Below are 12,797 nucleotides of genomic sequence, written 5' to 3'. Positions count from 1 at the left end.
GGCTACTTCCTGCGGATCAGGTCGACGCGGCCGGTCGAGCGCGCGGCGCCGGTGGCGGCGAGGATGGCCTCGATGCCGGCGCCGCCCTCGGCCTGCTTGCCGTGGGTCGGTTCGTTGGTGGGGCCGAGCGCGCGGATGCGCTCGCGGTAGCTGACCGGGGCCCAGCCGCCGGGCGCCTCGACGATGTCGATCAGGTAGGGGTCGACCACGACGGTGGACTGGGTCTTGGCGGCGGCGACGGTCTCCTCGCCGGCGGCGTCGTCATCGGCGAACTGCTGGGCGTCGGCGAACGGCTCGATCCAGCGGCCGTCCTTCCAGAACACGACCTCGCCGTCGATCAGGCGGTTGGCGGTGAGGACTTTCATTGCGAACTACCGTTCATCCCCGCGAAGGCGGGGACCCAAGCTGAGTCAGAGGCCACGGACAGGCCGCTTGGATTCCCGCCTTCGCGGGAACCATCGGAATGGGAAAGGGCCAGCGCCATCGCCTCGCCGACGATCAGCAGGGCGGGGCCGGAGAGGCCTTCGGCGACCTCGGCCAACTTGGCCAGCGTCGTCGGATGACGGGTCTCGTCGGCGCGGCTGGCGTTGACCACGACCAGCGCCGGAGTCGCGCCGTCGCGGCCGGCGTCCATCAGGCGGCCGGCGATCAGCCCGGCGGTGGTCAGGCCCATGTAGATGACGACGGTCTGGTTGGCCTTGGCGAGGGCCGGCCAGTCGAGGTCGGGCTCCCCGTGCGCCGCATGGCCGGTGACGAAGGTCACCGCCTGGGCCGCCCCGCGATGGGTCAGCGGCGCGCCGGCGCCGGCCGAGGCCGCCAGGGCCGCGGTGACGCCCGGAACGACCTCGCAGGCGACGCCCGCGGCGCGGCAGGCCAGCAGCTCCTCGCCGCCGCGGCCGAAGATGAAGGGATCGCCGCCCTTGAGCCGCACCACGTCCAGGCCCTGCAGCGCGAACGCCACGAGCAGCTGGTTGATGTCGTCCTGCGGCAGGGTGTGGCGACTCTTGCGCTTGGCCACGTCGATCAGCCGCGCGCCTGGCGAGGCCATCTCCAGGATCTCGCGGGAGACCAGGCCGTCGTGGACGATCACCTGGGCCGCCGCGATCAACCGCGCGGCCTTGAGGGTCAGCAGTTCGGGGTCGCCCGGACCGGCGCCGACCAACCACACCCGCCCGGGCGCGGCGGCGGTCCCGGCGCCATCGAGGGCCACCAGGCGGCGATTGGAGGCGGCAGGGCGATCGGACCGAGACATCGAACTTTAGTTTCTCTACAAGTCCGGTAGGTATTAGAACCCTTGAGTCGAAGCGGGGCGGACTTGCGTCCACCCCGCTGCTCATCCGTTGACGAAAAGGGCCGATACGTCCCCGGACGCTTGCAAACTGGGTTCGAGAGGCTCAGATCGCAAACCAAGACTTCTGCCGGGGGCATCAGGAATTCTCATGGAACGCACCATCGAGCGCCGCCGCCTTCCCCCGCTGAACGCCCTGCGCGCGTTCGAGGCGGCCGCCCGCCACCTGAACTTCAGCCGCGCGGCCGAGGAGCTGTCCGTGACGCCGGGCGCCGTCAGCCAGCAGATCCAGAACCTCGAGGACTACGTCGGCGCGGCCCTGTTCAAGCGCACGCCCAAGGGCCTGCTGCTGACCGATGCGGCCCAGACCGCCCTGCCCGCGCTGCGCGAGGCCTTCGACCGCCTGGCCGAGGCGGCCAGCCTGCTGACCGCCGCCGTGGACGGCCGCCGCCTGACCCTGACCGCCGCCCCGTCCTTCGCCGCCAAGTGGCTGGTCCCCCGGCTGGGCAAGTTCGAGGAGGCCCAGCCCCAGGTCGACGTCTGGCTGAGCGCCGGCATGGACGTGGTCGACTTCGCCAGCGGCGAGATCGACCTGGCCATCCGCTACGGCGGCGGCCGCTATCCGGGCCTGGAGGTCACCCGCCTGCTCAGCGAAACGGTGATTCCCGTCGTGTCGCCGGCTCTGCTGGAGCAGAATCCGCTGAACGAGCCGTCGGACCTGTCGCATCATATCCTGCTGCACGACGGTTCGCCGGACGCCGACGATTCCTGCCCGGACTGGGCGATGTGGCTCGCCGCCCGCGGGGTGAAGACCGTCGACGGCACCCGCGGCCCGCGGTTCAATCAATCCAGCCTGGTGATCGAGGCCGCCGCCAACGGACGCGGCGTCGCGCTGGCGAAAAGGACCTTGGCGCAGGCGGATCTCGACGCCGGACGCCTGGTGACGCCCTTCCCCATCGCCACCGCCGTCGACTTCGCCTATTACGTCGTCCATCCCAAGACCAAGGGACGGCTGCCGCAGGTGAAGGCGTTCGTCTCCTGGCTCACCGAGGAGGCCGCGGCCCATGAGGCCGCCCTCCGCACCATGGACAACGGCGCCGGTATCTGAAGTGCCCAAAGATGTACTGACTATGGCGATCGACCCTCGCGTCGCCCCCGCCGACTGCACCACCATGGCCGACGTCCGTCAGGGCGTGGACGCCCTCGATCGGGCCCTGGTCGCCATCATCGCCGAGCGGCAGGGCTACATGGACGCCGCCGCGCGCATCAAGCAGGACCGCAATGTCGTGCATGACCGCGCCCGGATCGAGGACGTTGTGGCCAAGGTGAAGGCCGCCGCCCGCGAGGCCGGCCTGTCCGAGGCCATCGCCGAACCGGTCTGGCGGATGATGATCGACCGCTGCATCGCCTACGAGTTCCGCGCCTGGGACAGGCTGCGGAACGGCTGAGGCCGTTCACTTTTCACTAGAGAACGCCGCTCCGTAGCGGCAGGCTCTCGGCGGCGCGCGTCCCGCGCCACGGGGAGTTTCGCCATGTCCGGACGTCGCCTGGCCGTCGCCGCCGCCTTCAGCCTGTGGGGCGCAGCCGCCCTCGCCCAGACGCCGTCGGAGCGGCTGGCCGCCCTGGGCGACGCCGTCGCGCGGGACTATCTGGCCTATGACCCGGGCCTGATCGACCTGACCGGCGTCGACGCGCCGGGCCGCGACCGCTTCGCCGACCGCAGCCCCGCCGCCCTGGCCGACTTCGACGCCCGCTGGACCCGGAGCCTGGCGGCGCTGCGCGCCATCGACCGCGCCGCCCTCTCCGGCCCGGACCAGGCGACCTATGCGGTCCTGCAGGAGATGCTCGAAGCCGATCTGCAGCTGCGCGTCTGCCGGACCGAGCTGTGGAACGTGAACCATTTCAACGGCTGGCAGTCCAACTTCACCCAGATGGCCGCCGCCCAGCCGGTCGGCTCGCCCGCCGCGCGCGCCGACGCCCTGAAGCGCTGGGGCTCGGTCCCCGCCTTCCTCGACCAGGAGATCGCCAACCTGCGGTCGGGCCTGGCCCAGGGTTACGCCGCGCCGAAGTCGGTCGTCGGCCGCGTGATCGGCCAGATGAACGACCTGACCTCGGTCAAGCCGGAGGCCTCGCCCTTCTATTCGCCGGCGGAGCGCGATCCGGACCCGGCCTTCCGCGCGGCGTTCGGCAAGCTGATGGTCGAGCGGGTCAATCCGGCGCTGATCCGCTACCGGGACTTCCTGCAGACCGAATACCTGCCCCGGGCGCGCGACGGCGTCGCGGTGTCTGAACTGCCGAACGGCGCCGCCTGCTACCAGGCCAACCTGCGCTCGGTGACGACGCTGAACCGGACGCCGCAGGAGGTCTACGACCTGGGCCGGCGCACCGTCGAGGCCAACGCCGCCAGGGTCATCGCCCTGGGCCGGCAGGCCTACGGCCTGACCGATTTCGCCGCCATCGTCGAGCGGTCCAAGGGCAGCGCCGCCAACCACTTCAAGTCCAAGGACGAGCTGCTGGCCTACAATCAGGCGCTCATGGCGGCGGCGAAGATCAAGACCGCCGCGCTGGTCGAGCGGATGCCGACGCAGGAGGTGGTCATCAAGCCCGCCGCCGATTTCGAGGAGGCCGCCGGGGTCAACTCCCGCTACGAGCCCGAACCCGACCCGGCCAAGCCCGGCGTCTACCGCATCCAGCTGGGCGACTGGGCGACCAAGACCCGGGCCGAGGCGGCGATCACCGCCGTGCACGAGGCCTGGCCCGGCCACCACCTGCAGTTCGCCATCGCCCGGGAGCACGCCCCCGACACCGCCATCGCCAAGCTGACCTTCAACGGCGCCTACATGGAAGGCTGGGCCCGCTATTCCGAGGCGCTGGCCGAGGAAGCCGGCATGTACGACAGCGACGACGCCCTGATCATGCGCCGCATCTGGCCGGCGCGGGGCATGGTCGTCGATCCCGGCCTGCACGCCTTCGGCTGGACACGGAAACAGGCGGTCGACTACCTGGTCGCCACCGGCCGTTTCGACGCCAGGGCTTCCGAGGACATGATCGATCGGATCGCCGTCATGCCGGGTCAGCTGACCGCCTATGACTCCGGCGGGCTGGAGATCATGGCCCTCCGCGCCCAGGCGGAGACGGCGCTGGGCCGAGGCTTCGACCTGAAGGCCTTCAACCAGGTGATCCTCAAGGACGGCGCCCTGCCCCTGGTCGAGCTGCGCCGCCGCGTCGAGGCCTGGATCGCCGCGAAATCAGCCGCGCAATGACCTGAGCGCCGCCTCGTGACGGTAGGCGGCGATGTCGAACAGCGCCGCGTCGAGGGCGGCGTGGACATCGGGCAGCGCGTGCGGCCCCTGGGCCTCCGCCCGCTCGCAGGCCTCGGCCAGCGCGTGGGCGCCGATTCCCCGCGCCGCGCCCTTCACGGTGTGGGCCGCGTCGCGCCAGCCTTCCGACTCGGAATCAAGCAGCGGCGACCACAGCTGAGCCTGCTCCTGGAACAGTCCCAGCACCTCGTCGATCACGCCCGTATCGCCGGCCGCGAAGGCCTCAAGATAAGGAAAATCAACGGCTCCAGTGATATCTCGTCTAGCCAAAATAAACGCCCTTGCGCCCCCGAACTTTTCGCGTATGTTCCGCGCCCTCGCCGCCAGTCACCGCAAGGGACCGGAGCCGGGAACGGGTGTATAGCTCAGTTGGTAGAGCAGCTGACTCTTAATCAGCGGGTCCAAGGTTCGAATCCTTGTACACCCACCACTTCTCCTGAATTTTGAAAGATCGCTCCCCTTTCGGGGACCCGACCTCGCGCGTCGCCGCAGGACGCCTGCGGTTCGCAGCCCACGTGCGCGTTTCTTCTTTGCAACCCTTCCCAGAACGAGGTTGCGAACAACTCTCAATCGCCTATAGAGCCCGACTTCCTAGCAAAAAGGTCGGGATTAGATGATGACGCGGCGCAGCGTGCGGATGACGCACAGCAAGGTTCTGGCGACGGGCGCGAGCCTGCTGATCCTGGCCGGAGCCTCCGCCGCCATGGCTGAAGAGGCCGACGCCGGCGCCGGTGGGGCCTCGGTCTCCGAGGTGGTGATCACCGCCGCCCGCACCAAGCTGCCCGCCAGCGCCCTGCCCCTGACCGTCGACGTCGTCGATTCCCAGACCCTGGTCGATCAAGTGGCGATCAGCGGCTCGATGGTGGACGCGGTCTCGACCCTGTCGCCGTCCTTCTCGCCGACCCGGCAGAAGCTGTCGGGCTCGGGCGAGAGCCTGCGCGGCCGCTCGCCGCTGTACGCCGTCAACGGCATCCCGCAGTCGACGCCGATCCGCGACGGTTCGCGCGACGGCTTCACCATCGATCCGTTCTTCATCGACCGGGTCGAGCTGATCTACGGCTCCAACGCCCTGCAAGGCATCGGCGCCACCGGCGGCGTCGTGAACCAGGTCACCGTCGGCGCGCCGCGCGAGGACGGGATTTCCGGCCGCGCCCTGGCCCAGGTCAGCAGCGACACCGGCTTCCACGGCGACGGCCTGGGCTGGAAGACCGCCGGCCTGGTCGCCTATCGCGCCGGCGCCTTCGACGCCACGATCGGCCTGGCCTACGAGGCCCGCGGCGCCTTCTACGACGGCGACGGTCGCCGCGTGGCGGTCGACAACACCCAGGGCGAGATCCAGGATTCCAAGAGCGGCTCGATCTTCGGCCGCTTCGGCTGGCAGGCGACCGACCACCTGCGCTTCGACCTGATCGCCAACTATTTCGAGCTCAAGGGCGACGCCGACTACATCGTCTCGACCGGCAGCCGCGACCTCAACCGCCCCGCCACCAGCGTGCGCGGCGTGGCCGAGGGCGCCCCGGCGTCGAACAAGGTGCAGATGGTCTCGCTGCAGGTCGCCCACGACGACCTGTGGGGCGGCTCGCTGACCGCCCAGGCCTTCTACAACAAGTCCCGCGACATCTTCGGCGCCGACCGCGCCCCGACCTTCCAGGATCCCCGCATCGCGCCGTTCGGCACGCTGCTCGACCAGTCCTACAACCAGTCCGAGAAGCTGGGCGCGCGCGGCAGCTACGAGCGCGAGATCCCGTTCGTCCAGGGCTTGACCGCAATCGTCGGCCTGGACGCGCTGCGCGACAAGACCCGCCAGTCGCTGATGCGCACGCCCCGGGACTGGGTGCCGCCGACCGAGTTCACCAGCGTCGCGCCGTTCGTTCAGGCCAACCTGGCCCTGTTCGACGACCGCGTGCACCTGGCCGCCGGCGTCCGGCATGAAAAGGTCCAGCTCAAGGCCGACGACTTCGAGACCCTGTGGACCTACGGCTCGCGGAAGGTCGGCGGCGGCGATCCCGAATTCAGCGCCACGCTCTACAACGGCGGCGTGGTGTGGAAGGCGATGGACGGTCTGCGCCTATACGTCAGCTACGCCGAGGGCTACACCGTGCCGGACGTCGGCCGGATTCTCCGCTCCATCTCCGAACCCGGCAAAGACGTCGACACCTACCTGAACATCAGCCCGGTGATCTCCGACAACCAGGAGATCGGCGCCGAGTGGAGGAAGGGGCCGATCGAGGCCTCAGCCGCCTATTTCTGGTCCAAGTCGAAGCTCGGCTCGCTGCTGGTCCGCAATCCGGTCTCCCAGGTCTATGACGTCCAGCGCCAGCGGGTCGAGATCGAGGGCCTGGAGCTGAACGTCAACGTCCAGACGCCCCTGCCCGGCCTGAAGGTCTACGCCGGCTACGCCCATCTGAAGGGTCGCGCCGACAGCAACCAGGACGGCAGCGTCGACATCGACCTGGACGGCGCCAACATCTCGCCGGACCGGTTCAACCTGGCCGCCTCCTACCAGGAAGGGCCGCTGACGGTTCGCGTCCAGAGCCAGTTCTACCTGGGCCGCGACTACGACGGGGCCGCCCGCAGCCCGCGCAAGGGTCGCGACAGCCGCTTCGAGGGCTACGCCGTCATGGACGCCTCGGTGCGCTACGCGGCAGACTTCGGCGACGTCTTCTTCACGGTGAACAACCTGATGGACCAGCAGTACGTCAGCTACGCGTCCGACACGACCAACCTCGGCGACGACAACCGCTTCTTCGCCGGCCGCGGCCGCACCTTCACCCTGGGCCTGGAACGCCGCTTCTGATGGCGATCCTGAGGCTCCTGCACCGCTGGGCCGGCGGCTTCATCGGCCTGTTCCTGGCGGCGCTGGGGCTGTCGGGCGCCCTGTTGGTGCACGAGGCCGACTACCTGCGCCTGACCCTGCCGCACGCGGCCGACGCCCAGGTGCAGGACGCCGCCACGGTGGCCCGCGCGGTCGACAGGATCTTCTCGGCCGAGGACCGGCCGCGGTCGATCATCCTGGCCAGCGAGCGGATGGGGCTGCACACCCTGAACTACGGCGAGAACCGCGGCGCCTACGCGACCCAGGACGGCGAGATCGTCACCCGCTGGTCGTCGAAGTGGGAGCGGCCGGAGGTCTGGCTGTTCGACTTCCACCATCACCTGCTGATGGGCGACGCCGGCGAGATGGCGGCCGGGATCATGGCCCTGGTCGGGCTGGCCTTCGTGGTCACCGGGATCATCCTGTGGTGGCCGACCCGCCGCCTGTTCACGGTGCGGGCCTGGCCGACCAGCTTCAAGCGCAACGCCGTGGTCTGGCACCACCGCGACATCGGCCTGCTCGCCGCGCCGGTGCTGTTCGTCTCGATGCTGACCGGGGTGATGATGACCCTGCCGGCGGTCGAGGACGTCATCCTGGCGCCCTTCACCAAACCGTCGGTGATGGCCGCCGCCTCCAAGCCGCCGAGCGTGAAGGGCGGGCCGCTGTCGCCCGACATCGACTACAAGGCCCTGCTGGAGACAGCGCGGGCGAGGTTCCCCGACGCGGAGCTGCGCACCATCGGCCTGCCCGCCAAGCCGGGGGCGCTGATCTCGCTGCGGGTGCGCCAGCAGGCCGAATGGCTGCCCAACGGCCGGACGATGTTCTGGTTCGATCCCGCCGACGGCCGCCTGGTCGCCTCGCGCGACGCCCAGGCCATGCCGCTGGGCCTGAGGATCGCCAACGCCGAGTACCCGATCCATGCCGCCAAGGTCGGCGGCGTCGTCATGCGGCTGGTGATGACCTTCTCGGGCCTCGTCCTGGCCCTGCTCGGCACCCTGGCGGTCTGGACCTTCTGGGCCAACCCCAAGACCCAGAAGCGCAAGCGGCCGGTCCGGAAAGCCGTGCAGGCGGCCTAGCTCTCCGTGTCATCCCGGCGAAAGCCGGGACCCAGTTGCGAGCTGTGAGTCCGCAGAAGCCGTCATGAAGCCGAGGCTGGACCTGGGTCCTGGCCTTCGCCGGGATGACGGATATGAGGTCCGAGCCTAGCCCCGCACCTCGCGGGTGGTCAGCTTGGCGACGATCACGCGGTTGGCGTCGATGCGGGCCTTGGCGGGGTTCATCACCTCCAGGTGCACATGGTCGGTGATGCCGGGATAGTGCGACTGCAGGCTGACCGCGCTGCCGATCCGCGTCCCCAGACGCACGGCCTGGCCGACGGTCACGGTCGGGTCGATGTAGAAGGCCCGCGCGACATAGCCGATGGCCGGGTTGGTGATCTCGACGAACTGCAGTCCGGCGTCGTCGCCATAGGCGTAGCCGATCTTGGTCACGTAGCCGGAGATCGGGGCCCGTACGGCCTGCCCCGCCGTCGCCGCATAGTCGACGCCCTCGTGCCGGCGGCCGCCGCCGTCGCGCCGGGCGCCGAACGCGCCGGAGCCGAAGTCGTCCAGGGTGCGCGGCGCGGCGCCGGTCGGGTTGGCGAAGTCGGCCGCGCCGTCGCCGTCCACATCCAGCCCCTGCCAGACCAGCACGGTCTCGAAGGTCCTGGGCTCAGGTTTGTGGCCCTCCACATGTTCGGCGACTCTCTTCGCCGCGGCCCGGGTCTGCGGCTGGGCGGCGACGGCCAGGCCGGCGAAGGACAGGGCGAACCCCATCGCGACGTAGCCGCGACGCACGATCAGGCTCCAGGGCATCCGGGGGGATGTCGGCATCTGTACTCTGGGTTTGTGGGGGTGGACGGACGAGCGGGGATAACCCTTTCGGGTCCAAATGGGGCCTCGACGCGGCGATGCGATGCGTCAGGCCGACGCACCTAACCATCGAACATTGTTCAATAAAAAAGACGGGCCAGGATCGGTCCGCGATCCTGGCCCGAGGTGTGTCGCCGTCCAGAAGGACGCCATGGGGAGACGGCGACCAGGGAGAGAACTCGGAAACTCAGAAGGGCTTGTCGTCCCCGCGGACGGTGACCCGCTCGACCGCCCGATAGTCCGGCCAGTAGTCCAGCACCGCGTAGTGCTGGGTTGCGCGGTTGTCCCAGAAGACGATGGCGTCGGGGCTCCAGCGGAAGCGGACCTGGTACTCCGGCGCCTTCACCCGGTCGACGAGGTAGGCGAGCAGGTCCCTGCCCTCCTCGTCGTCGAGGCCGAGGATCCGGGTCGTGAAGACGTGGTTCACGAACAGGTGCTTCTCGCCGGTCTCCGGATGGGTGCGAACCACCGGGTGGGCGCGGGGCGGATACTGCTCCGAGAGCTCTTTCCGCTTGGCCTCGTCCACGCGGTAGCCGAACGACTGCAGGATGTCGTGCTCGGCCTTCAGGCGACCGATCTTCTCCTTCACCTCGGCGGGCAGGTCGGCGTAGATCGCGGCGGTGTCCGCAAAGATCGTGTCCCCGCCCAGCGGCGGCAGGGTCCGCGCCCGCAGGATGCCGGCGAAGGACGGCTTCTCGCGGAAGGTGACGTCGGTGTGCCATTTGTTGGCCGGGCGGACGATCGGGAGGATGTCCTCGCGCAGCTTCAGCCCGTCGGCCGCCTCGATGTGCAGGATCTCCGGATGGCCGGGCACGGTGGCGGTGACCGGATGTCCCTCCAGGTCGCCGAAGTAGCGGCCGAAGCGGATATGGTCCTCGTGGCTGATGTCCTGGTCGCGGAAGAACAGCACCTTGTAGCGATTGAGGCCGCCGCGGATGGCCGCGACCACGCCGGGCGACAGCTCCTCGCGCAGGTCCAGGCCCTCGACCTCGGCGCCCAGGACGGGGCCGGCGGGGACGAAGGTCAGCCCCTCGACCACCTCGGTCTCGAAGCGATGACGATCGGTGATGGCGTTCATGGCGGGCCCTCCTCTATTCGGCCGCGATGCTGTGGGGGGCGACCTCGGGCTTGATCACCCGGCTGCGCTCGCCGGTGATCGACACCGGCGTGTCGCCGTCCAGGGTCACGCGGCGCATGACCCGCACCTGGTCGCCGTAGTCGTCGACCGCGTAATGCTGGGTGGCGCGGTTGTCCCAGATGGCCACGTCGCCCTGGCGCCAGCGCCATCGGACCGTGTTCTCGAGCTTGACGACCTGGTCCTGCAGGAGGTCGAACAGCCGCCGGCTGTCCTGGCTGGAGTAGCCGACGAAGGACTTCACGAAGTGGCCCAGAACCAGGGTCCGCTCGCCGGTCGCCGGATGGACGCGGACGACCGGATGCTCGGTCTCATAGACCGTCGAGGCGAACACCGTGCGGTGCCGCTCGATCGCCTCCTTCGACACCGTCCCGCGGGTGGCGGCGTAGTCGTAGGCGTTGGTGTGCAGGGCCCAGAGGCTGTCGGCCAGCGCCTTCAGCTCCGGCGGCAGGCGGTTGTAGGCCTCCGCCGTGTTGGCCCAGACGGTGTCGCCGCCGTACTCCGGCGAGGTCACCGCCCGCAGGATCGAGGCCTTGGGATAGGCGTCCACGAAGGTGACATCGGTGTGCCAGCTGTTGGCGCGGCCGCCGAGGCGGGAGTCGAGCTCGAGCAGGTACTTGCCGTTCTTCACCGGCACGGTCGGATGGGCGACCGGACTGCCCAGCCGTTCGGCGAAGGCCTCCTGGCTGTCGTCGTCCAGATGGCCCTGGTCGCGGAAGAAGATGACCTTGTGCGCGTGCAGGGCGTCGTAGATCGCCTGCACCGTGGCGTCGTCGAGGTCCGGTCCGAGCCGGACGCCGGCGATCTCGGCGCCCAGGCGGCCGCCGACACGGCGGATGTCGAGCTTGGCGGGGGCGATGGTCAGGGTTCCGTCGGCGCTCATGAGAAATCTCCTGTGAAGCTGGTGGGGACGGAGGATCATTCGGCGGGGGTGGCGAGCGGGCCCGCGAGCCCGTCGCGCTCGTCCAGCTGGCGGCGGATGTCGCCGTGGCGCTGTTCGTCGAGGGAGAAGCCGGCGATCAGCCAGGCCGAGGCGGCGTGGGCGAGCGCGGGGCCGAGGGCGAAGACCAGCTTCAGCCCCAGCAGGGCCTCGGCTCCATTGGTCGCGCCCGGCTTGAAGCCCAGCGCCCCGACCAGCGGCAGGGCCACGCCCACGGCCACGGCCGTGGCCGCCTTGCCGGTCAGGCTGAAGATGGAGAACAGCAGACCCGTGCGATCGACGCCGGTCTCCAGCCGCTGCTTGTCGGCGACGTCGGAGACCATGGCTCGCAGCATCAGGTTGCCCGACCCCTGGGCCAGGCCCTGGGCGATGGTCAGGCCGATCAGCAGCGGCAGCGCCTCGGGCGTCACCAACAGCAGGGCCAGGTTGACGCCGACCTGGACGATCTCGCCGGCGACGGCGGTGCGGTGCTTGCCCAGGCGATAGCCGATCTGCAGCCAGATCGGGCCGGCGAAGACGCCGAACACGAACTGCAGCAGGAACAGCCCCGCGGCCAGGTCCGGGCGGCCCATGTAGGCGGAGACGAAGAAGACAAAGAGCGAGCTGCGGATCAGCTGGCCCAGGGTGACCGCGAAATCCGAGGTCAGCACCTTGCGCAGCAGCGGATCGCGGGCGGCGACGGCCAGGTCGCGCTTCAGCGTCGAGGGGCCGGCCGGCGGGGTCGGCGCCGCCGGCTCCTTGACCAGCAGCAGGGTCGCGGCGATCGCCGGGACGAAGGTCACCAGGATGAAGCCGCCCATCACGGCGACTTTCAGCTCCTGGTTGGCGGCGACGCCGGCGCGGGCGGCGACCTGGTCCAGGATCGCCGGCAGGACCAGCACCAGCAGCAGGCCCGCCGCCGTGGTGACATGGAAGAAGGTCTGGACCCGGCTGCGCTCGTGATACTGCGCCGCCAGCTCCCCGGCCCAGGCCGAGACCGGGATCTGGATCATCGTCCAGCCGATGTAGAACACCGCCAGCCAGGCGGAGAGCCAGACCGCCCCCGGCCGGACCCCCAGCAGGCCGGGGGCGAAGATCGCGGCCGTGGCCAGGGCGAACAGCGGCGCGCCGGCGGCGATCCAGGGCTTGCGGCGGCCGAAACGGCTCCGCGTGCGGTCCGACCAGCCGCCGACGAGCGGATCGATGACCGCGTCGCCCAGCCGGCTGATCATGAAGATGGCGCCGACCAGCCCGAGCCCCAGACCCAGCTCCTGGGCGTAGTAGGGCGGCAGGTAGACGGCCAGCGGCAGACCCGCCCCCGCCAGCGGCACGGCCAATGAGGCGAAGACGGCCAGTCGCCAGGCGGCGGGACGGCTCGTGGCGGCTGTGGCGGAAGCGGTGGTCATCGCG

At 70.0% G+C, this 12,797-nt stretch carries 12 protein-coding genes and 1 tRNA gene; 6 read left to right on the top strand and 7 right to left on the bottom strand.

Annotation, left to right across the window (positions count from 1 at the left end; all coding sequences use genetic code 11):
• Nucleotides 1-2 precede the first annotated feature (2 nt).
• Entirely contained in the window at nucleotides 3-365 is a 363-nt protein-coding gene (locus tag CSW64_RS08070) for a DUF2849 domain-containing protein (protein WP_099621627.1), read from the bottom strand.
• Nucleotides 362-1,252 (bottom strand): uroporphyrinogen-III C-methyltransferase, encoded by an 891-nt coding sequence (gene cobA / locus CSW64_RS08065; protein WP_099621626.1) that lies wholly within the window; start codon nucleotides 1,250-1,252, stop codon nucleotides 362-364. Before cobA ends, CSW64_RS08070 begins: the two co-directional genes overlap by 4 nt.
• A 187-nt stretch (nucleotides 1,253-1,439) precedes the next feature.
• Between cobA and gcvA the strand changes: the two genes are divergently transcribed.
• From gcvA to CSW64_RS08050, 3 genes are all read left to right on the top strand, one after another.
• Nucleotides 1,440-2,396, top strand: a complete 957-nt coding sequence (gene gcvA, locus CSW64_RS08060; RefSeq protein ID WP_099621625.1) for a transcriptional regulator GcvA — start codon at nucleotides 1,440-1,442, stop codon at nucleotides 2,394-2,396.
• Between the two features lie 22 nt (nucleotides 2,397-2,418).
• On the top strand, nucleotides 2,419-2,736 hold the full coding sequence (locus CSW64_RS08055) for a chorismate mutase (protein ID WP_245863864.1): 318 nt from the start codon (nucleotides 2,419-2,421) through the stop codon (nucleotides 2,734-2,736).
• 84 nt (nucleotides 2,737-2,820) lie between these two features.
• On the top strand, nucleotides 2,821-4,551 hold the full coding sequence (locus CSW64_RS08050; protein ID WP_099621623.1) for a DUF885 domain-containing protein: 1,731 nt from the start codon (nucleotides 2,821-2,823) through the stop codon (nucleotides 4,549-4,551).
• Here the strand turns inward: CSW64_RS08050 and CSW64_RS08045 are convergent.
• On the bottom strand, nucleotides 4,537-4,878 hold the full coding sequence (locus tag CSW64_RS08045; protein ID WP_099621622.1) for an Hpt domain-containing protein: 342 nt from the start codon (nucleotides 4,876-4,878) through the stop codon (nucleotides 4,537-4,539). The genes CSW64_RS08050 and CSW64_RS08045 overlap by 15 nt on opposite strands.
• A gap of 84 nt (nucleotides 4,879-4,962) precedes the next feature.
• Here CSW64_RS08045 and CSW64_RS08040 point away from each other — a divergent pair.
• The 3 genes from CSW64_RS08040 (at nucleotide 4,963) to CSW64_RS08030 (ending at nucleotide 8,499) form a co-directional block, all read left to right on the top strand.
• A tRNA-Lys gene (locus CSW64_RS08040) sits at nucleotides 4,963-5,038 on the top strand.
• A 186-nt stretch (nucleotides 5,039-5,224) separates the two neighbouring features.
• Nucleotides 5,225-7,405, top strand: a complete 2,181-nt coding sequence (locus CSW64_RS08035) for a TonB-dependent receptor (protein WP_099624166.1) — start codon at nucleotides 5,225-5,227, stop codon at nucleotides 7,403-7,405.
• Entirely contained in the window at nucleotides 7,405-8,499 is a 1,095-nt protein-coding gene (locus CSW64_RS08030) for a PepSY-associated TM helix domain-containing protein (RefSeq protein ID WP_099621621.1), read from the top strand. Before CSW64_RS08035 ends, CSW64_RS08030 begins: the two co-directional genes overlap by 1 nt.
• A 126-nt stretch (nucleotides 8,500-8,625) precedes the next feature.
• On the opposite strand, the gene CSW64_RS08025 is transcribed toward CSW64_RS08030, so the two are convergent.
• From CSW64_RS08025 to CSW64_RS08010, 4 genes are all read right to left on the bottom strand, one after another.
• On the bottom strand, nucleotides 8,626-9,294 hold the full coding sequence (locus tag CSW64_RS08025; protein ID WP_245863863.1) for a M23 family metallopeptidase: 669 nt from the start codon (nucleotides 9,292-9,294) through the stop codon (nucleotides 8,626-8,628).
• Nucleotides 9,295-9,520: 226 nt separating this feature from the next.
• On the bottom strand, nucleotides 9,521-10,411 hold the full coding sequence (locus tag CSW64_RS08020; protein ID WP_099621619.1) for a TauD/TfdA dioxygenase family protein: 891 nt from the start codon (nucleotides 10,409-10,411) through the stop codon (nucleotides 9,521-9,523).
• 13 nt (nucleotides 10,412-10,424) lie between these two features.
• Nucleotides 10,425-11,351, bottom strand: coding sequence for a TauD/TfdA dioxygenase family protein (locus tag CSW64_RS08015; RefSeq protein WP_099621618.1), 927 nt, complete (start codon nucleotides 11,349-11,351; stop codon nucleotides 10,425-10,427).
• A gap of 35 nt (nucleotides 11,352-11,386) precedes the next feature.
• Complete coding sequence (locus tag CSW64_RS08010) at nucleotides 11,387-12,793, bottom strand: MFS transporter (RefSeq protein ID WP_099621617.1); 1,407 nt, start codon at nucleotides 12,791-12,793, stop codon at nucleotides 11,387-11,389.
• Nucleotides 12,794-12,797 lie beyond the last annotated feature (4 nt).

Origin of the sequence: Caulobacter mirabilis (assembly GCF_002749615.1) — a bacterium.
Lineage (GTDB): Bacteria > Pseudomonadota > Alphaproteobacteria > Caulobacterales > Caulobacteraceae > Caulobacter > Caulobacter mirabilis.
This window is presented reverse-complemented; position numbering and strand designations above follow the sequence as displayed.

Bases quoted from the DNA above. Each gene is read 5' to 3' on its own strand.
- CSW64_RS08070 (WP_099621627.1), bottom strand. From the start codon at position 365: ATGAAAGTCCTCACCGCCAACCGCCTGATCGACGGCGAGGTCGTGTTC.
- cobA (WP_099621626.1), bottom strand. From the start codon at position 1,252: ATGTCTCGGTCCGATCGCCCTGCCGCCTCCAATCGCCGCCTGGTGGCC.
- gcvA (WP_099621625.1), top strand. From the start codon at position 1,440: ATGGAACGCACCATCGAGCGCCGCCGCCTTCCCCCGCTGAACGCCCTG.
- CSW64_RS08055 (WP_245863864.1), top strand. From the start codon at position 2,419: ATGGCGATCGACCCTCGCGTCGCCCCCGCCGACTGCACCACCATGGCC.
- CSW64_RS08050 (WP_099621623.1), top strand. From the start codon at position 2,821: ATGTCCGGACGTCGCCTGGCCGTCGCCGCCGCCTTCAGCCTGTGGGGC.
- CSW64_RS08035 (WP_099624166.1), top strand. From the start codon at position 5,225: ATGACGCGGCGCAGCGTGCGGATGACGCACAGCAAGGTTCTGGCGACG.
- CSW64_RS08030 (WP_099621621.1), top strand. From the start codon at position 7,405: ATGGCGATCCTGAGGCTCCTGCACCGCTGGGCCGGCGGCTTCATCGGC.
- CSW64_RS08025 (WP_245863863.1), bottom strand. From the start codon at position 9,294: ATGCCGACATCCCCCCGGATGCCCTGGAGCCTGATCGTGCGTCGCGGC.
- CSW64_RS08020 (WP_099621619.1), bottom strand. From the start codon at position 10,411: ATGAACGCCATCACCGATCGTCATCGCTTCGAGACCGAGGTGGTCGAG.
- CSW64_RS08015 (WP_099621618.1), bottom strand. From the start codon at position 11,351: ATGAGCGCCGACGGAACCCTGACCATCGCCCCCGCCAAGCTCGACATC.
- CSW64_RS08010 (WP_099621617.1), bottom strand. From the start codon at position 12,793: ATGACCACCGCTTCCGCCACAGCCGCCACGAGCCGTCCCGCCGCCTGG.